Source organism: Kitasatospora sp. GP82, from assembly GCF_029892105.1.
GTDB lineage: Bacteria > Actinomycetota > Actinomycetes > Streptomycetales > Streptomycetaceae > Kitasatospora.
Genome location: NZ_JARZAJ010000023.1, coordinates 1 through 18,313, shown reverse-complemented (window position 1 = coordinate 18,313; position 18,313 = coordinate 1). Strand labels below are relative to the sequence as shown.

At 71.0% G+C, this 18,313-nt stretch carries 14 protein-coding genes; 8 read left to right on the top strand and 6 right to left on the bottom strand.

Annotation, left to right across the window (positions count from 1 at the left end; all coding sequences use genetic code 11):
• The first annotated feature begins 123 nt into the window (after nucleotides 1-123).
• Nucleotides 124-837, top strand: coding sequence for a G1 family glutamic endopeptidase (locus P3T39_RS23715; protein ID WP_280700770.1), 714 nt, complete (start codon nucleotides 124-126; stop codon nucleotides 835-837).
• A 63-nt stretch (nucleotides 838-900) separates the two neighbouring features.
• Here the strand turns inward: P3T39_RS23715 and P3T39_RS23710 are convergent, their stop codons facing one another.
• Complete coding sequence (locus P3T39_RS23710) at nucleotides 901-2,931, bottom strand: M3 family metallopeptidase (RefSeq protein ID WP_280700768.1); 2,031 nt, start codon at nucleotides 2,929-2,931, stop codon at nucleotides 901-903.
• Nucleotides 2,932-3,243: 312 nt separating this feature from the next.
• Here P3T39_RS23710 and P3T39_RS23705 point away from each other — a divergent pair, with 312 nt between their 5' ends.
• Nucleotides 3,244-4,965 (top strand): bifunctional 3'-5' exonuclease/DNA polymerase, encoded by a 1,722-nt coding sequence (locus P3T39_RS23705; RefSeq protein ID WP_280700766.1) that lies wholly within the window; start codon nucleotides 3,244-3,246, stop codon nucleotides 4,963-4,965.
• A gap of 65 nt (nucleotides 4,966-5,030) precedes the next feature.
• On the opposite strand, the gene dhaM is transcribed toward P3T39_RS23705, so the two are convergent.
• Entirely contained in the window at nucleotides 5,031-5,423 is a 393-nt protein-coding gene (gene dhaM, locus P3T39_RS23700; RefSeq protein WP_280700764.1) for a dihydroxyacetone kinase phosphoryl donor subunit DhaM, read from the bottom strand.
• Between the two features lie 129 nt (nucleotides 5,424-5,552).
• On the opposite strand from dhaM, the gene dhaK reads away from it, so the two are divergent.
• Together dhaK and dhaL are read left to right on the top strand one after the other, a co-directional pair.
• A complete protein-coding gene (dhaK, locus tag P3T39_RS23695; RefSeq protein ID WP_280700762.1) occupies nucleotides 5,553-6,548 on the top strand; it encodes a dihydroxyacetone kinase subunit DhaK in 996 nt (331 codons plus the stop codon).
• A 110-nt stretch (nucleotides 6,549-6,658) separates the two neighbouring features.
• Nucleotides 6,659-7,279 carry a dihydroxyacetone kinase subunit DhaL gene (gene dhaL / locus P3T39_RS23690; RefSeq protein ID WP_280700761.1) on the top strand — a complete coding sequence of 207 codons (621 nt, stop codon included), beginning with the start codon at nucleotides 6,659-6,661 and terminating at the stop codon, nucleotides 7,277-7,279.
• A gap of 36 nt (nucleotides 7,280-7,315) precedes the next feature.
• Here dhaL and P3T39_RS23685 read toward each other — a convergent pair whose 3' ends face one another.
• Nucleotides 7,316-8,512 (bottom strand): PP2C family protein-serine/threonine phosphatase, encoded by a 1,197-nt coding sequence (locus P3T39_RS23685; protein WP_280700760.1) that lies wholly within the window; start codon nucleotides 8,510-8,512, stop codon nucleotides 7,316-7,318.
• Nucleotides 8,513-8,985: 473 nt separating this feature from the next.
• On the opposite strand from P3T39_RS23685, the gene P3T39_RS23680 reads away from it, so the two are divergent.
• Nucleotides 8,986-9,204 (top strand): heavy-metal-associated domain-containing protein, encoded by a 219-nt coding sequence (locus tag P3T39_RS23680; protein ID WP_280700758.1) that lies wholly within the window; start codon nucleotides 8,986-8,988, stop codon nucleotides 9,202-9,204.
• A gap of 79 nt (nucleotides 9,205-9,283) precedes the next feature.
• Entirely contained in the window at nucleotides 9,284-11,578 is a 2,295-nt protein-coding gene (locus P3T39_RS23675; RefSeq protein WP_280700756.1) for a heavy metal translocating P-type ATPase, read from the top strand.
• Between the two features lie 64 nt (nucleotides 11,579-11,642).
• Here P3T39_RS23675 and P3T39_RS23670 read toward each other — a convergent pair whose 3' ends face one another.
• The 3 genes from P3T39_RS23670 to P3T39_RS23660 all read right to left on the bottom strand — a co-directional run bounded on the left by P3T39_RS23670 (nucleotide 11,643) and on the right by P3T39_RS23660 (nucleotide 16,569).
• On the bottom strand, nucleotides 11,643-12,362 hold the full coding sequence (locus P3T39_RS23670; RefSeq protein ID WP_280700754.1) for an SDR family oxidoreductase: 720 nt from the start codon (nucleotides 12,360-12,362) through the stop codon (nucleotides 11,643-11,645).
• A 488-nt stretch (nucleotides 12,363-12,850) separates the two neighbouring features.
• Nucleotides 12,851-14,140 carry a citrate synthase gene (locus P3T39_RS23665; protein ID WP_280700752.1) on the bottom strand — a complete coding sequence of 430 codons (1,290 nt, stop codon included), beginning with the start codon at nucleotides 14,138-14,140 and terminating at the stop codon, nucleotides 12,851-12,853.
• A gap of 221 nt (nucleotides 14,141-14,361) precedes the next feature.
• On the bottom strand, nucleotides 14,362-16,569 hold the full coding sequence (locus P3T39_RS23660; protein ID WP_280700891.1) for an ATP-dependent RecD-like DNA helicase: 2,208 nt from the start codon (nucleotides 16,567-16,569) through the stop codon (nucleotides 14,362-14,364).
• A 272-nt stretch (nucleotides 16,570-16,841) separates the two neighbouring features.
• On the opposite strand from P3T39_RS23660, the gene P3T39_RS23655 reads away from it, so the two are divergent.
• Nucleotides 16,842-17,633, top strand: coding sequence for a VOC family protein (locus tag P3T39_RS23655; RefSeq protein WP_280700750.1), 792 nt, complete (start codon nucleotides 16,842-16,844; stop codon nucleotides 17,631-17,633).
• Nucleotides 17,634-17,726: 93 nt separating this feature from the next.
• The gene (locus tag P3T39_RS23650; protein WP_280700748.1) at nucleotides 17,727-18,179 is read left to right on the top strand and encodes a GNAT family N-acetyltransferase; all 453 of its coding nucleotides are present in this window, start codon (nucleotides 17,727-17,729) and stop codon (nucleotides 18,177-18,179) included.
• The last annotated feature ends 134 nt before the right edge of the window (nucleotides 18,180-18,313 follow it).

Genomic DNA, 18,313 nt, shown 5'->3' with positions numbered 1-18,313 from the left:
CCCGCTCATTGCCTTCCGTCCGGTGCCGACGGCCCCTCAGTCTTGGCCACAGCGATCCGCCGAGTGCCGACCCCACCGGTCCGACGGTCCGCCGAAGTCCCCAACCCCCCACAGGAGTTCTTCATGCCTGTACTGCGTACTGCCAGTTCCGTGGCGGCTGTCCTGCTCGCGGTCTCCGGCGCCACGCTGGCCACCCCCGCAAGTGCCGCCACCCACGCGAGCACCCCGAGGGCCACGCACTACTACTCCCACCACACCCCCGGCTCGTACAACTACGACGGCGGCGTCTGGGGCGGCTACGTCGCCCAGGGCAGTGGCTTTCGCACCATCAGCGGCTCCTGGACGATGCCGCAGGTGCAGTGCAACACCTCCAACGACCTGTTCGCCCCCTGGGTCGGCATCGACGGCTACGGCTCCCAGACGGTGGAGCAGACCGGCGTCCAGGTGGACTGCTCCAGCGGCTCCCCCGTCTACTCCGGCTGGTACGAGATGTACCCGGCACCGCCGCAGTACTTCAGCAACCCGGTGGACGCCGGGGACAGCTTCACCGCGAGCGTCGTCTACAACGGCAGCGGCACCTACACCCTGAAGCTCACCGACACCACCAAGGGCTGGACCCAGAGCACCCGTCAGCGCCTGAACGCCCAGGACGTGAGCGCCGAGGCGGTCATCGAGTCGCCGACCCAGAGCTACCCGTCCTTCGACAGCCTGGACTTCAGCGGCGTCACGGTGAACGGGCAGACCTTCGACGCGTACTCGCCGCAGGCCATCGACAGCGGCCAGTACACCGAGACCGGCCTGCAGAACGGATCGTTCTCCATCGTCCCGGCGAACTAGTCACTGCTCCGGTCCGCCGCCGAGGAGTTCTCGGCGGCGGACCGGCACCACTTCGGGGCGTGGTCAGGCCCCGGCAAGGCCGCGCCGCTCCAGCAGCGGGGCGAGCTCCGGATCCCGGCCGACCACGGCGCGGAAGCAGTCGAGCGCGCCCACGCTGCCGCCCCGCGAGAGCAGTTCGGCGCGGAAGATCTCGCCGCTCTCGCGCACCGGACGGCCGTTGGTACGGAACCACTCGACGGTGTCCGCATCCAGCACCTCCGACCAGATGTAGGCGTAGTAGCCCGCGCTGTACTCGCTCGCGAAGATGTGGCTGAAGTACGTCGTGCGGTAGCGCGGCGGGATGGCCGGCACCGCCAGACCGGCCTTGGCCAGCGCCTGCGCCTCGAACTCCTGGGCGTCGGCGATCTCCTGGCCCACCGGCACGGTGTGCCAGGCCCAGTCGAGCAGCGTCGCCGCCAGGTACTCGACCGTACGGAAGCCCTGGCCGAACTTCTCGGCCGCGGCCATCTTGGCCACCAGCTCCGCGGGCAGCGGCTCACCGGTCAGGTGGTGCTTGGCGAAGCTGGCCAGCACCTCGGGCCGGACCATCCACATCTCGTTCACCTGGGACGGGAACTCGACGAAGTCACGCGGTACTTCGGTCCCGGAGAAGAGCGGGTAGCGGACGGCGGAGAACAACCCGTGCAGCGCGTGGCCGAACTCGTGGAAGAGCGTCCGCACCTCGTCCCAGGTCAGCAGGGTCGGCTCGCCCGGAGCCGGCTGGGCGATGTTGAGGTTGTTGACCACCACCGGCCGCTTGCCCAGCAGTTCGGACTGCTGAACGAGTTCGTTCATCCAGGCGCCGCCACCCTTGGAATCGCGGGCGTGGAAGTCGCCGAGGAAGAGGCCCAGCGAACTGCCGTCCGCCTCCAACACCTCGAAGACCCGGACATCCGGGTGGTACCCCGTCAGGTCCGCGCGCTCGGTGAAGGTCAGCCCGTACGCCAGCTGCGCGGCGAAGAACACGCCGTCGTGCAGCACGCGTTCGAGCTCGAAGTACGGGCGCAGCGCGGCGGAGTCCACCTCGTAGGCGGCCTTGCGGACCTGCTCCGAGTAGTACGCCCAGTCGTGCGCAGCCAGCTCCGTGATGCCGTCGGCCGCAGCGGCCTTGGCGAGTTCGGCGGCCTCGCGCTCGGCGTTGGCGACGGCGGCGGGCACCAGACGGGCCAGCAGGGTGTCCACGGCCTCGACGGTGCCCGCGGTCTCGTCGGCCACGACGTACGAGGCGTGGCTGGGGTGGCCGAACAGCGCGGCCCGCTCGGCCCGCAGCATGGCCATCCGGACCGCCACCGGTCCGTTGGCCTCGACGGCGCGGCCGAGCGCGGCCTCCAGCAGCCGGGCACGCACCGAGCGGTCGGTGAGCTGGGCGAGCTCGGGCTGGTTGGAGTAGTTCTTCAGGCTCAGCACGTACGAGCCGTCCCGGCCGAGGGCCTTGGCGTTCTCGGCGGCCGAGGCGATCTCACCGGCGGGCAGGCCGGCCAGCTGCTCGGCACTGTCCAGCACCAGGGCTCGGGCCCGGGTCTCGGTGGACACGTTCTGCCGGAAAGTCGTGGAGTCCGAGGCCAGTTGGGCATTGATCTCGCGCAGCCGCTGCTGGTCGGCGGCCGAGAGCTTGGCCCCGGCGCGGACGAAGCGGGTGTGGTGACGCTCCAACAGGCGCAGGTCCTGGGCGTCCAGTTCCAGGGTGTCGCGAGCCTCGTAGAGGGCGTGCACCCGGGCGAAGAGCGCCGGATCGAGGTGGATGGCATCGGCGTGCGCCGCCAGACGGGGGCTGATCTCGGCATCCAGCTCGTCCAGGGCGGGGGTGGTGTCGGAGGCGACCCGGTTGCTGAAGACCAGCTGCACCCGGCGCAGCAGGGCACCCGAACGCTCCAGTGCCACAAGCGTGTTGTCGAAGCTCGGCGGCTCCGGGTCGGCCACGATCGCGGCGATCTCGGCCAGCTGGTCGGCCATGCCTCGCTCGAAGGCCGGCAGGTAGTGCTCTTCCCGGATCTCGGCGAAGGGAGGAAGTTCGTAGACCAGGGTGCTGGCCTCGAAGAAGGGATTGTCACTCATTGCCCGAACCTTACGCGGTGTCATGGCGGCTGCCTATGGGCCTCTCGGCCCGATCCGCACACTCGCGTACGAGCGATTCGCACTCCCGCGCACGACCGATCCGCACGCCCTCCCGGCGGGGCTTCACGCCTGCCCAGGACCGGTGCGCGCCGTCCCCGCCGACCCGATGCCGACGGCCCGATCGGGTCCTGGGCCCCGCTCGCACGGCACCACCGCGTCCCCGGCCGTTTCGACCCGCCACCCCGCCTGCCGCTCACTGTCAGTGCCAGGCGCTACGGTCGAGCGAACGCCCGTCCGAGAGGAGGAGTCCCCGTGGCCCCGGTCCCCCGCACCACCCCCCGCACCACCCCCCGTATCGCCCTGGTACCCGACCCGCACGGCCCGGGCGGCAGCCTCCAGCCGCTCGCCGAGGACGGCAGCCCGCTCGGCCCACCCGTCCGTACACCCGCACTCGCCACCGCCGTCGCCGAGCGCGAGGCGGCCGAGCAGCCGCGCTGGGTCTGGGCCGCCGCCGACAGCGCGTACACGCCGCTACTGCCACTCCGCCTGGCCCGCTGCCACGACCTGCGACTGGTCGAGGCCCTGCTGCTCGGCCACGAGGGCGCCTGGGGCGCGCCGCGCTCCCTCGGCGCCGCCTGGGCCAGGATCAACCGGCTGCCCGTCCCGGCCGACCTGCCCGACAGCGCAGGCCCGGGCGACCAGGAGAGCCTCTTCGCCCCCGACCGCCTCCAGCTGCCCCCCGGCACCGACCCGCTGACCGCGGTGGTCGCCGTCCACGCCGAGCAGCAGCGCCGTATCCAGGCCATCGCCGACCCGGCGGCCCGCTCGCGCTTCCGCCTCCTCGTGGCCGCCGAGTCGGCCGGTGCCCTGCTGGCCGCCGAGATGGCCGCCGACGGACTGCCCTGGCGCGCCGACATCCACGACCGGCTGCTCACCGAGCTGCTCGGCCCGCGCCCGACCGTCCCCGGCACCCGGCCGAGCCACCTCGCCGAGCTGGCCGCCGAGTTGCAGCAGGCGCTCGGCGGACGCCCGTTCAACCCCGACTCGCACACCCAGGTGCTGCGCGCTTTCGCCGACCAGGGCATCCAGCTCGGATCCACCCGCTCCTGGGAGTTGAACAGCATCGACCACCCGGCCGCCCGCCTGATGGTCCGCTACAAGGAGCTGTCCCGGCTGCATGCCGCGCACGGCTGGGCCTGGCAGGACACCTGGGCCAGGGGCGGGCGGTTCCGCCCCGAGTACGTGGTCGGCGGCGTGGTCTCCGGCCGCTGGGCCAGCCGGGGCGGGGGTGCCCTGCAGATCCCGCGCATCCTGCGCCGCGCCGTGGTCGCCGATCCGGGCTGGGCCCTGGTGGTCGCGGACGCCGCCCAGCTGGAGCCCCGCGTGCTGGCCGCGCTCTCCCAGGACCCTGGGCTGGCCCGCAGCGCCGCCGAGGGCGACCTCTACAGCGCACTGGCCGCCACCGCCTTCCAGGGCGACCGCGACAAGGCCAAGCTCGGCCTGCTCGGCGCGATGTACGGGCAGACCAGCGGGGACATCGGCCCGCTGCTGGCCACCCTGCGCCACCGCTATCCGGCCGCGATGGGGTACGTCGAGGCGGCAGCCCGTACCGGAGAGGACGGCGGGATCGTCCGTTCCAGGCTCGGCCGCACCTGCCCACCGCCGTCCGCCGACTGGCTCGATCTGACGGAGTCGCCCGAGACGGCCGGGGAGGCGGGCGGCCGCTCGGCCAGAGCACGCGGCCGGTTCACCCGGAACTTCGTCATCCAGGCCAGCGGGGCCGAATGGGCGCTCGCCCTGCTCGCCGCGCTGCGCCGTCGGCTGACGGCGCTGGAGTCCGGCGCCGACCGGCCGCATCTGGTCTTCTTCCAGCACGACGAGGTGGTGGTGCACACCCCGCTGAACCTGGCCGATCAGGTCGCCGCAGCCGTCACGGACGCGGCCGAGGAGGCCCGCGCCCTGGTCTTCGGCGACACCCCCGTCCGCTTCCCGCTCAGCACAGCCGTCGTGGAGTGCTACGCCGACGCAAAGTAGCCCCCTCAGCAACGCAGGGAAACCCTTGCGAGAGGCGGGGATGAACCCTCAGGGGTGCGGGTTGATCAGAACTTCCGGAAGCCTCGTGCCTCTTCCGCCGCCCCGACCACCTCGGCCAGTGCCGCCCCGGCCGAGGCGGTGACCACGGCTGCCACCGCGCCCTCCACGAACGGCGCGTCCACCAGCACCGCCCCGGACCTCGGATGATCTTCCAGGGCGGTCCGGGCGGTCATCACCGAGCTACCGAGGTCCGGCAGGACGACGACGCCCGCACCGCCGTCCGCCTCCGCGACGGCCCGGACGATCAGGTCGTAGCTGGTGCCGAGACCGCCGTCCTCGGTCCCCGCGGCGAGTGCCACCGGGACGGTGTCGGAACCGAGTTCGGTGAGGAGCTCGCGCAGCCCGGCCGCCATGGCGGGGCTGTGCGAGACGAGAACGATGCCCACGTGCTTGCCCATGCCTCGACCCTAGCCCGCTCCACCACCCCCCGGTCGAGGACCAGTTCGAGACGCGGCGTGTCGTATCCCATGCCGAACCCGTCCCTGCTGGCGTAACGTCGCTATCAAGATCTGCCGAGGGAGCGTGCCTTGAAGAAGCTGATCAACTCGCCGGAGACCGTCCTGACGGACGCGCTGACCGGATTCGCGGCTGCCCACCCGGAGTTGGCGGTGGACATCCCCAACAGGGTGATCGCCAGAGCGGTCCGCCCCGAGCGTCCCAAGGTCGCGCTGATCTCGGGCGGCGGCTCCGGTCATGAGCCGCTGCACGCCGGCTTCGTGGGTCCCGGCATGCTCGACGCGGCCTGCCCGGGCGAGGTGTTCACCTCCCCGGTGCCCGACCAGATGCTCACCGCTGCCCAGGCGGTGCACAGCGGTGCGGGCGTCGTCCTGATCGTGAAGAACTACACCGGCGACGTGATGAACTTCCAGCTCGCCGCCGAGTTGGCCGTCGAGGAGGGCATCGAGGTCCGTACCGTCCTGGTCAACGACGATGTCGCGGTGGAGGACTCGACCTGGACGGCGGGCCGCCGGGGAACCGGGGCGACCGTCATGGTGGAGAAGATCGCCGGTGCACTGGCCGAGCGCGGCGCAGCACTGGACGAGGTGGCCGCCGTCGCCCAGCGGGTCAACGCCGCCTCCCGCTCCTTCGCCATCGCGCTCACCGCGGCGACCGTACCGGCGGCAGGCAAGCCCGGCTTCGATCTGCCGGAGGACGAGATCGAGGTCGGCGTCGGCATCCACGGTGAGCCCGGCCGCCGCCGCGAGCGGCTCCGCCCGGCCAACGAACTGGCCGCCGAGGTGGTGGACACCATCCTCGCCGACCACGACCTGGCGGCGGGCGACGAGGTGATCGCCCTGGTCAACGGTCTGGGCGGCACCCCGCTGCTGGAGCTGTACGTGGTCTACGGCGAGGTGCAGGCCCGGCTCGCCGAGCGCGGCATCAGGATCGCCCGCAACCTGGTCGGCAACTACGTCACCAGTCTGGACATGGCCGGTTTCTCGCTGACCTTGACCAAGGCCGACGCCGAACTGCTCGAACTGTGGGACGCCCCGGTGGCGACAACGGCCCTGACCTGGTCCTGACCCGGCCCTGCCCCGTCACGTCACGTTCCAAGACCGGCCCCATCCAAGACCGGCCCCATCCAAGACCGGCCCTTCAGAGCCGGCCAAGACCGTCATGAGGAGCACCCGTAGTGGACACCGAGCTGGCCCTCGCCTGGGTCCGGGAGATCGCCGCAGCCGTCGAACGGCAGGAGGCGCAGCTCACCGAGCTGGACTCGGCGATCGGCGACAGCGACCACGGCAGCAACCTGCGCCGGGGCTTCAACGCCGTGATGACGGCTCTGGACAGCCCGGAGCCCACCGCAGTGGGGGCGGTCCTGGCCAAGACCGGGGCCACCCTCATCTCCAAGGTCGGCGGCGCCTCGGGTCCGCTGTACGGCAGCGCGTTCCGGGCCATGGGCAAGGCGCTGCCCGAGGAGAAGGCGACGACCGCCGCGCTGGCCACCGCCCTGGCGGAGGGCCTTCTGGCGATCCAGCAGTTGGGCGGGGCCGCGCCAGGCGACAAGACCATCGTGGACGCCTGGGCGCCGGCCCTCGCCGCCTTCGAGCAGGCTGTGTCCCAAGGTCTCTCCGCCGCAGCCGAGGCGGCCGCCGAGGCCGCGGACCAGGGCGCGCGCGACACCGTCCCGCTCCAGGCCCGCAAGGGTCGCGCCTCCTACCTGGGCCCGCGCAGCATCGGCCACCAGGACCCGGGCGCCACCTCGACGGCCTTGATCTTCCGGGCCCTCGCCCAGTCCGCCCGCACGGCCTGACCCCGGCACGGCCGCCCCGGTGAGCCGTTCTGCAGCTCAGCCGTTCCGCAGCCGGTCCCGGTCCCGGTCCGTCCGGCTGATCAGCAACAGCAGCGCATCGTCCCCGAGGTCCCCTCCGGTGTGCACCAGCAGGTCCGCGTAGATCCGCCCGACAGCGGTCTCCAGCTCCGCCGACGAGCGGGCCGCGTCCCGTACCAGCGGGCCGACCCGCTCGGCCAGCGGATAGAACTCGCCCGAGCGGTGGTGCTTGGCCTCCACCACCCCGTCCGTGCAGAGCACCAGCACGTCGTCGGCCCCGAACGGCAAGGTGACACTGTTCGGCGATCCCTTGGCCAGCTTGCCGAGGCCGAGCGGCACCCAGGGATCGACGGCTTCCAGCACCGTCACCGTCCCGTCACGTTCCACCCGGATCGGCGGCACATGCCCGTAGTGCAGCAGTTCCATCGCCCCGGGCCGGCTGAACTCGGCGAACAGCGCGGTGGTGAACTCCCCGTCGGGCACGTGCCGTTCCACGCTGGCCTCGATCCGGGCGGCCACCGCCGACAACCCGTTCTCGTCGTACGCCGCCTCGCGGAAGGCGCCGAGCACCACGGCGGCGGTCCGTACGGCCCCCAGACCCTTGCCCCGGACGTCGCCGACCAGCACCCGGGTGCCGTGCGGGGTGTCCAGCACCGAGTACAGGTCACCGCCGATCCGCGCCGCGTCCGCCGCCGAGACGTACCGCACGGCCAGGCGCAGCGGCCCGACGGACGGCCCGGGGAGGCTGAGCAACGCCCGCTGGGCAGCCTCCGCCACCGAACTGACCGCGGCGTACGCGGCTGCCCGTCTCATCCGCAGTCCGGCCACCCAGGCGCTGAAGACCGCCAGCGCCACATAGCTCAGGAGCGCCCCGAACAGGAAGCGCCCGTCGTGCAGATTGTCCATTCTGTCGTAGTGGCTCAGGCCGAGCAGCGCGACGAAGCCCAGGAAGCAGACCAGCAGCAGCTCGGCGGGCCGCAGCGTGAGGGCCGCGATCGAGGGCACCACCACCATCAGCGGTGCCAGATAGCGGTCTTGTCCGGAGGAGTAGTCGGCCGCCGAGACCGCCAGGATCGCCAGCAGCGCCGGGGTGGCCCGACGCATGAAGGACAGGTCCTGCAGGTCGGCGGCGAGCAGCGCGCTCCTCCGCCTGCCCCGCGGCAGCCCGGTGGGTCGGGGCTTCGCGGGTGACTGGGCACGGCGACTGTGGAGCACATCTCGAACATATCGGAGGAATCGGCCGAATACGGTGCTTGCCAATTACCCGCAATTCGTCCGATTTGTCCAGATCGTTACACCCCGGGGAGAACGCGGCCCCGGCCCACCGGGGTCACCGCAGAGATCCCGATGCGGCGCCGGCCGAAGCCGGTGCAGCGACCTGACACCGCCTTGATCGACCCAACGGGTGGTTCCGGGGAAGTCCCGGAACCACCCGCCGCGCCGTTACGACGACTGCACCGACAACCGCATCAGGCAGACACGCCCCACCGGACGGCAGATCGGCCCCCGGTAGCCGCGCGGCTACCCTCGGCTCGCGGTCGAACAGTGCGAGCTGCGACCTACGCCACATTCGCCGCCCATCCCAGGAAATACCCCTGGGGGGTATTCTGTTGTGCAGCAGACAGAAGCTAGTGGACCGACCGCGCCCGAGCCCCGCGCCCGGGCGGGAACGCAACCCGGAGGCACCGATGTCCAGCACCATCACCTACACCGTCAGCGGCATGAGCTGCGGCCACTGCGAGAAGTCGGTCAGCGAGGAGGTCTCCACCCTCCCCGGCGTCCTCGACGTAGCGGCCGACGCCAAGGCCGGCACCGTGACGATCTCCTCCCGGAGCCCGCTGGACGAGGCCGCCGTCCGCGCCGCCATCGACGAGGCCGGATACGAACTGGTCGGCCCTGCCGCCTGAACCACCGTACGGGGGCGCGCCCCGACGCGCCCCCGTACGCTCGCACCGAGGTCACCGAGGTCACCAAGGAGCACCGAGCATGAGCACCACTACCCCGGGCATGGACTCCGGGGCCGTCCGCGACCGGGTGGAACTCTCCATCGGCGGGATGACCTGCGCCTCGTGCGCGGCCCGGATCGAGAAGAAGCTCAACCGGATGGACGGGGTCGAGGCAACCGTCAACCTCGCCACCGAGAAGGCCCGGGTGGACTTCGCACCCGAGGTGAGCGTGGCCGACCTCATCGCAAGGATCGAGCAGACCGGCTACACGGCCGAGCTGCCCGCCCCGCCCGCCGACGAGACGGCTCCCGGCGAGACGGCCCCCGGCGAGACGGCCCCCGAGGAGGCCCCCGCCCCCGCGCCGGACCCGCTGTGGGAGCGCGTGCTGATCAGCATCGCGCTCTCCGTCCCGGTGGTGCTGCTCTCCATGATCCCCGACCTCCAGTTCGACAACTGGCAGTGGCTGGCCTTCGCCCTCACCGGCCCGGTCGTCGTCCACGGCGGCCTGCCCTTCCACCGCGCCGCCTGGACCAACCTGAAGCACGGCGCGGCCACCATGGACACCCTGGTCTCGCTGGGCACCCTGGCCGCCTTCGGCTGGTCGGTGTGGGCACTGTTCTTCGGCCACGCCGGTATGACCGGGATGCGCCACGAGTTCTCCCTCTCGGTCGGCGGGGGCGACGCCGCCTCCTCGCTCTACCTGGAGGCCGCCGCCGGGGTCACCACCCTGATCCTGCTCGGCCGCTGGCTGGAGGCCCGCTCCAAGAGCCGCGCGGGCGCGGCGCTGCACGCTCTGCTGGACCTCGGTGCCAAGGACGTCGCGGTCCTCCAGGCCGACCGCGAGGTACGGCTGCCGATCTCCCGGCTCACCGTCGGCATGCGCTTCGTGGTGCGGCCCGGCGAGAAGATCGCCACCGACGGGGTGGTGGTCGAGGGCGCCTCCGCCGTGGACGCCTCAATGCTCACCGGCGAGTCCGTACCCGTCGAGGTCTCCGTCGGCGACCCGGTGACCGGCGCCACGGTCAACGCGGGCGGCCGCCTGGTCGTCGAGGCCACCCGGGTCGGCGCCGGCACCCAGTTGGCCCGGATGACCAAGCTGGTCGAGGACGCCCAGAACGGCAAGGCCGCCGCCCAGCGGCTCGCCGACCGGATCTCCGCAGTGTTCGTCCCGGTGGTCATCCTGATCGCCCTCGGCACCCTGGTCGCCTGGCTGCTGATCTCCGACAGCCCCACCGAGGCGTTCACCGCCGCCGTCGCCGTGCTGATCATCGCCTGCCCGTGCGCCCTCGGCCTGGCCACCCCGACCGCCCTGATGGTCGGCACCGGCCGCGGCGCCCAGCTGGGCATCCTGATCAAGGGCCCCGAGGTCCTGGAGACCACCCGCGCCGTGGACACCATCGTGCTGGACAAGACCGGCACCGTGACCACCGGACGGATGGCGCTCACCGCCGTCCACACCGCCGAGGGCGTCTCGAAGACCCAGGCACTGCGCCTGGCCGGCGCCCTGGAGCACGCCTCCGAGCACCCCGTCGCACAGGCCATCGCTCAGGCCGCGGCCGAGCAGATCGGCGAACTGCCCACCGTCGAGAGCTTCGAGAACGTGCCCGGGCGGGGCGTGCAGGGCGTGGTCGAGGGCCATGCGGTGGTCGCCGGACGCGAGGTCCTGCTGGCCGACCGGGCCCAGCACCTGCCGCCCGCGCTGGCCACCGCCAAGTCGGCCGCCGAGGCCGCCGGACGGACCGCCGTCGCGGTCGGCTGGGACGGCGCCGTCCGGGCGGTTTTCGAGGTCGCCGACACCGTCAAACCCACCAGCGCCGAGGCCGTCCGCGAGCTGCGCGCACTGGGGCTGCGCCCGGTGCTGCTCACCGGTGACAACCGCGCGGTGGCCGAGGCGGTGGCGGCCGAGGTCGGCATCGCGGCCGAGGACGTGATAGCCGAGGTACTGCCCGAGGACAAGGTGGCCGCCGTCAAGCGGTTGCAGGCCGAGGGCCGCTCGGTGGCGATGGTCGGCGACGGCGTGAACGACGCCGCCGCACTTGCCCAGGCCGACCTGGGCCTGGCCATGGGCACCGGGACGGACGCCGCGATCGAGGCGAGCGATCTGACCCTGGTCCGCGGCGACCTGCGCTCGGCCGCCGATGCCATCCGCCTGGCCCGGCGGACCCTGGCCACCATCAAGGGCAACCTCTTCTGGGCCTTCGCCTACAACGTCGCGGCGATCCCGCTGGCCGCGGCAGGGCTGCTCAACCCGATGGTGGCGGGTGCCGCGATGGCCTTCTCCTCGGTCTTCGTGGTCACCAACAGCCTCCGCCTGAAGCGCTTCGACGCGGCCTGACCGGTGGCGCGATCGGGCAGGGTGTCAGGTGCCTGCCCGATCGCGCACGGTTGCCGCGGAGTGCTCAACGCCCGAGCAGCTCGCCGCCGTTGCAGTGCAGGATCTCACCGGTGATGAACCCGGCCTCCGGCGAGGCCAGGAAGTAGACCGCCGCCGCGACCTCCCCGGTCTCGCCGACCCGGCCGAGCAGGGTACGCGCGGCGCGCCGGGACACCTCGGCCTCGTCCAGCCGGGGGCCGAAGAACTCGGTGCCCGAGACGGTGCCGGGTGCCACGATGTTGGCGGTGATGCCGGAGGGGCCGAGCTGGGCGGCCAGGAAGTGGTTCCAGGCGTGCAGCGAGGCCTTTGCGGCCCCGTACGAGCCGGCCCCGCGCAGGGCGGCGATCGAGCTGACCGTGACCACCCGGCCGGTGCCCTGGGTGAGGCGGTCCCGGATGGACTCGGTGAGCATCACGACGGTCAGCACATTGCGCTCGAAGTCGCCGCGCCAGCGGGCCAGTACCGCGTGCGGACCGGCGCCGATCACGGTCTCCCGGCTGCCCGCGTTGTTGACCAGGACGTCGATCTCCTCCGGCAGTCCGGCCAGCGAGGCCTCCACCGCATCGGGGTCGGCCAGGTCGCAGACCAGCGGTGTGACATTGGCGCCCAGGTCGAGGGCGGCCCGTTCCAGCACCGCCCGCCGGCGGCCGACGATCACGACCTGCTCGCCCGCATCGGCGAAGCGCCGGGCCACCTCGTACCCGATACCCGTGCCGCCACCCGTGACGACGACATTTCTGGCCATCTGCGCACTCCCTCCCTGCCCCGCCGCCGCTGCCACGAAGAGCACGGTCGGTCCGTACCGGATTGGCACGATTCCTATCACGCTGGGTTGCCGCGTCTGCGGGGAGGGTGATGTCACCGGCCGCAGATCGTGTGATATGGGCGGGGTACCGGGTGCACACGGAGCGTGGAGAGAGGCAACTCACACCCCCTCGGCGTAACTTTGCGCCCCCTGATACGTCTTACCTTTTGTAGTGCGGCAGCTTTTGGTGGGCGGTGGCGTGGCGAACGGCATCACGTCACCGCAGAGCATCACTGTCGCCGACGGGGCTCCGGCGGGCCCCGGGACGACTGCCGACCGGTTCGGTGGTCCTCGCGCACGACGCCGGGGTGCGGCGGGCCAGGAACGCTTTGAGCGGCCGTTCCTGATTCGGCCGCCCTCGGGCGTCGTGCGCCGTTACGTCGAAGGGCCCGGCTGCAACAGCAGCCGGGCCCTTCGCAGGTCCTGCGTCAGCGTCCGTCGAGGGCGACGTAGTCGCGGATCTCCACGCCGGTGTAGATCTGGCGCGGACGGCCGATGCGGCTGCCCGGGTCGTTGATCATCTCGTGCCAGTGGGCGATCCAGCCCGGCAGGCGACCGAGCGCGAACAGCACGGTGAACATGCTGGTCGGGAAGCCCATCGCGCGGTAGATCAGGCCGGTGTAGAAGTCCACGTTCGGGTAGAGCTTGCGCGAGATGAAGAAGTCGTCGTTGAGCGCGTGCTCTTCCAGCTTGAGCGCGATCTCCAGCAGCTCGTCGGACTTGCCGAGCTGGCCGAGGACCTCGTGCGCCAGGATCTTGACCTGCGCGGCGCGCGGGTCGAAGGCCTTGTACACGCGGTGACCGAAGCCCATGAGCTTCACGCCGTCCTCGCGGTTCTTCACCTTGCGGATGAAGCTGTCGACGTCGCCGCCGTCCTTCTGGATCTGCTCCAGCATCTCCAGCACGGCCTGGTTGGCGCCACCGTGCAGCGGGCCCCAGAGCGCCGAGATACCGGCCGAGATAGAGGCGAACTGGTTGGCGTGGCTGGAGCCCACCAGGCGGACCGTGGAGGTCGAGCAGTTCTGCTCGTGGTCCGCGTGCAGGATCAGCAGCTTGTCCAGCGCGTTGACGATGACCGGGTTGATCTCGTAGTCCTCGGCGGGGACGGCGAAGGTCATCCGGAGGAAGTTCTCGACGTAGCTCAGGTCGTTGCGCGGGTAGACGAACGGCTGGCCGACCGACTTCTTGTACGCGTAGGCCGCGATCGTCGGCAGCTTGGCCAGCAGGCGGACCGTCGACAGGTGGCGCTGAGCGGCGTCGAAGGGGTTGTGGCTGTCCTGGTAGAACGTGGACAGGGCACCGACCACCGAGGACAGCATCGCCATCGGGTGGGCGTCCCGCGGGAAGCCGCCGAAGAAGCGCTTGACGTCCTCGTGCAGCAGGGTGTGCTGGGTGATCTCGGCGTTGAACTCCTCCAGCTGGTCGGCGTTGGGCAGCTCGCCGTTGATCAGGAGGTACGCGGTCTCGATGAAACTGCCCTGCTCGGCCAGCTGCTCGATCGGGTAGCCGCGGTAGCGCAGGATGCCGTTGTCACCGTCCACGAAGGTAATCGCGGACTTGTAGGCGGCGGTGTTGCCGAAGCCGTTGTCCAGGGTGACCAGGCCGGTCTGCGGAAGCAGCTTCGAGATGTCGAAGCCGGCGTTGCCCGCAGTGCTCTCGACGACGGGGTACTCGTACTCGCCGCCCTGGTACCGCAGTACTACCGATTTGTCGCTCACGTCTTCCTCACCGACGAAATGAATCCCTGGGTGTCCTGACTGACTCTACGATCCCCCATCCGAGGGACAGTCGCTCACCCGGGGTGGGCCGAAAAGGGCCCAGTCCTACAAAAGCTGTCGCCGTAGCCGGTATGGACCGGACAAGATCGGCACAAAGAGTAGGCTCTGCCTTAAATCTCTTTACGTCAAGACAACGCCGGAGCGGCCGGCACCCTGGATGATCATCCAGCAGCCAGTCGATGATCAAGCGCAGAATGCCTCCGACCTGCACTGACCGCCCGAACAGCCTGGCCGATCGCTCTCCGTGATCCGACCAGCACCACCAGTTTCTTCGCCCGCGTCACAGCGGTGTACAGCAGGTTTCGCTGCAGCATCGTCCAGGCCGAGGTCGTGACGGGAATCACCACCGCCGGATACTCACTGCCCTGCGAGCGATGGATGGTCATCGCATAGGCATGCGCAAGTTCATCCAACTCGTCGAAGTCGTACGGCACCTCCTCGTCCTCGTCGGTGAGCACCGTCAGTCGCTGCTCCTCGGCACTGAGCGAAGTCACCACCCCGACCGTGCCGTTGAAGACGCCGTTCCGGCCCTTCTCGTAGTTGTTCCGGATCTGTGTGACCTTGTCACCTACCCGGAAGGTCCGGCCGCCGAACCGGCGCTCGGGCAGGCCCTCGCGCGCCGGCGTGACCGCCGCCTGCAACAGCGTGTTCAGATTCCCCGCGCCCGCCGGACCCCGGTGCATCGGGGCCAGCACCTGGACGTCACGGCGCGCGTCCAGCCCGAACTTCTGCGGGATCCGCCGCGCCACCACGTCCACCGTCAGCCCCGCCGCCCGCTCCGCGTCCTCCTCCACGAACAGGAAGAAGTCCGTCAACCCCTCCGTCACGGGCGGCAGACCCTCGTTGATCCGGTGCGCGTTCGTCACCACCCCGGACTGCTGAGCCTGCCGGAAGATCCTGGTCAGCCGGACCGAGGGGATCGGACTCTCCGCCGCCAGCATGTCCCGGAGCACCTCACCGGCCCCCACCGAGGGCAACTGGTCCACATCCCCCACGAACAGCAGATGCGCCCCCGGCGCAACCGCCTTCACCAGCTTGTTCGCGAGGATCAGATCCAGCATCGAGGCCTCGTCCACCACCACCAGATCCGCATCCAGCGGCCGGTCCCGGTCGTACGCGGCATCCCCACCCGGCCGCAACTCCAGCAGCCGGTGCACAGTCGACGCCTCCACCCCCGTCAGCTCCGACAGCCGCTTCGCCGCCCTGCCCGTCGGCGCCGCCAGCACCACCTTCGCCCGCTTGGCCAGCGCCAGCGTCACGATCGACTTCACCGTGAACGACTTGCCGCACCCGGGACCACCCGTCAGCACCGCCACCTTCTCGGTCAGCGCCAACTTCACCGACTCCCGCTGCTCCGGGGCGAGTTCGGCCCCCGTACGCTTGGCCAGCCAACCGAGCGCAGCCGCCCAGTCGATCTCCGCGCCGTCCCGGTTCGAGAAGGCCGGCATCCGGTCCGCCTCCGACCGCAACAGCCGGATCAACTGGTTGGCCAGCGAGATCTCCGCCCGGTGGAACGGCACCAGATAGACCGCCGTGACGGGCTCACCCGCCTCCCCCGGCACCGGCTCACGGACCACCCCCTCCTCGGCCACCAACTCGGCCAGGCAGTCGATCACCAGACCGACATCCACCTGAAGGAGCTTCACCCCGTCGGCGATCAGCCGCTCCTCCGGCAGATAGCAGTGCCCCTGGTCGCTGCTCTGCGAAAGCGCGTACTGCAGACCGGCCTTGACCCGCTCAGGACTGTCGTGCGGGATACCGACCGCCTGCGCGATCCGGTCCGCCGTCAGAAACCCGATGCCCCACACATCGGCCGCCAGCCGGTACGGCTCGTTCTTCACCACCCCGATAGAACTGTCCCCGTACTTCTTGTAGATCCGCACCGCGAGGGACGTCGAGACCCCGACCCCCTGGAGGAAGACCATCACCTCCTTGATGGCCTTCTGCTCCTCCCAGGCCGCAGCGATCATCTTCGTCCGCTTCGGACCGAGCCCCGGCACCTCGATCAGCCGCTCCGGCTCCTGCTCGATCACGTCCAGGGTGTCCACCCCGAAGCGCTCCACGATGCGCTCCGCGAACCGCGGCCCGATCCCCTTGATCAGCCCCGAGCCGAGATACCGCTGAATCCCCTGCACCGTCGCCGGCAGCACGGTCGTGTAGTTCTCCACCGTGAACTGCTTGCCGTACTGCGGATGCGAACCCCACCGGCCGAACAGCCGCAGCGACTCCCCCGGCTGCGCACCGAGCAACGCCCCGACCACGGTGAGCAGATCGTGCGCCCCGCGCCCCGTGTCCACCCGGGCGACCGTGTAACCGGTCTCCTCGTTGGCGTACGTGATCCGCTCCAGCACGCCCTCGACCTCGGCCAACTGGCGCTGCTGGGGCTGCCCCTGGGTGGGCTGGGCCCCGCCTGACTGCCGGGCCGACCGCTGCTGCGTCTCCACGAGGCCCTCTCTTCGCTCCGGTACCTGTGACCGTCCGCTACGCACCGTACCTCCCTGCACCGACAACGCGGGAACCGTTGCCCTCCTGCGCCTCCTCGTCCGCGGTGCCCCGGCCCGAGACCCCGGTTGTGGGTGCCCGGGGCAGGGCCGAGGATGCCTGAGGGGGGCACACCCGCGTCAGTCGAAGGATCAGCGCCATGCTCACCACCGACTTCGTCCCCGGCTCCCCCGTCTGGCTCGACCTCGGCAGCCCCGAACCGGACGCTGCCCGGTCCTTCTACTGCGCCCTCTTCGGCTGGACCTTCGACTCTCTCGGCCCCGAGGCCGGCAACCACGGTCTCTTCCGACTCGGCGACCGGACGGTCGGCGGCCTCGGCCCGCCGACCGAGGAAGGCGCCGCCCCCGCCTGGACGGTCCACTTCGCCACCGGGGACATCGACGCCACCACCGACCGGGCCCGGCAGGCCGGTGGTTCCGTACGCTTCGGCCCGGTCGACGTCTTCACCCACGGCAGGACGTCCGGTCTCACCGACCCGACCGGAGCTCGGTTCGCCGCCCGGCAGCCGCTCGGCACCAGCGGCCTCGGCGCGGTCACCGTCCCCGGCGCTCTCTGCTGGACCGAGCTGCTGAGTACCGATCCGGCCGCCGCCAAGCGCTTCTACCGCTCCGTCTTCGGCTGGCAGGAGCAGGACGTCCCGTTCGGCGACACCACCTACACCGTGGTCACCCCGGACGGCGGCGGCACCGACAGCGGACAGGGCGGCATCATCCAGCTCCTCGCCGACCAGGCGGCGACCGGCCTCGGTTCGCAATGGCTCCCCTACTTCGAGGTTCCGGACACCGATGCCGCGATCGCCGGAGCACAGCGACTCGGAGCCACCGTCCGCGCTCCCGCCGAGGAGGCCCACGGTGTCGGCCGCTTCGCCCAGCTGACCGACCCCCACGGAGCCGCCTTCGCGGTCATCACCACCGCCGCTCCGGGTGACTGACGCACCGTCGGCCACCAGGCCCTCCAGCGGCCGTCATCGGCCGCCGGGGGCCGTCCAGAGGCCACTGGGAGGTCTCGGCTAAGGTCCCCTGACATGACCGACCTGAACATCCGTCCGGCCGTCCTCGACGACCTCCCCGCCATCGTCGCGATGCTTGCCGACGACCCGCTCGGCGCCGGTCGGGAATCCCCCGACGACCTGACCCCCTATCAGGCCGCGTTCGCCCGCCTCGCCACCGACCCCAACCAGCACCTGATCGTCGCCGAACGCCAGGGCCAGGTCGTCGGTACCCTCCAGCTCACCCTCATCCCTGGCCTTTCCCGGCGCGGAGCCACCCGCACCATCATCGAGGCGGTCCGCATCTCCGCCGGCGAACGCGGCAGCGGCCTCGGCACCGAGCTGATCCAGTGGGCCGTCCAACGCTCCCGCGAGCTCGGCGCCGATCTGGTCCAGCTCACTTCGGACGCCACCCGGACCGACGCCCACCGCTTCTACGAGCGCCTCGGTTTCGTAGCGTCCCACCTCGGCTTCAAGCTCGCTCTCTAGAACTCTCCGGAATTCACCGACGCCGGCAAACAAACCTCGCCGGAAATGCGAGAAGCCCCTCCCGGTATCCCCGGGAGGGGCTTCTCTGAAAAATTGTTCGGCGGCGTCCTACTCTCCCACAGGGTCCCCCCTGC

Bases quoted from the DNA above. Each gene is read 5' to 3' on its own strand.
- P3T39_RS23715 (WP_280700770.1), top strand. From the start codon at position 124: ATGCCTGTACTGCGTACTGCCAGTTCCGTGGCGGCTGTCCTGCTCGCG.
- P3T39_RS23710 (WP_280700768.1), bottom strand. From the start codon at position 2,931: ATGAGTGACAATCCCTTCTTCGAGGCCAGCACCCTGGTCTACGAACTT.
- dhaM (WP_280700764.1), bottom strand. From the start codon at position 5,423: ATGGGCAAGCACGTGGGCATCGTTCTCGTCTCGCACAGCCCCGCCATG.
- P3T39_RS23680 (WP_280700758.1), top strand. From the start codon at position 8,986: ATGTCCAGCACCATCACCTACACCGTCAGCGGCATGAGCTGCGGCCAC.
- P3T39_RS23675 (WP_280700756.1), top strand. From the start codon at position 9,284: ATGAGCACCACTACCCCGGGCATGGACTCCGGGGCCGTCCGCGACCGG.
- P3T39_RS23670 (WP_280700754.1), bottom strand. From the start codon at position 12,362: ATGGCCAGAAATGTCGTCGTCACGGGTGGCGGCACGGGTATCGGGTAC.
- P3T39_RS23655 (WP_280700750.1), top strand. From the start codon at position 16,842: ATGCTCACCACCGACTTCGTCCCCGGCTCCCCCGTCTGGCTCGACCTC.
- P3T39_RS23650 (WP_280700748.1), top strand. From the start codon at position 17,727: ATGACCGACCTGAACATCCGTCCGGCCGTCCTCGACGACCTCCCCGCC.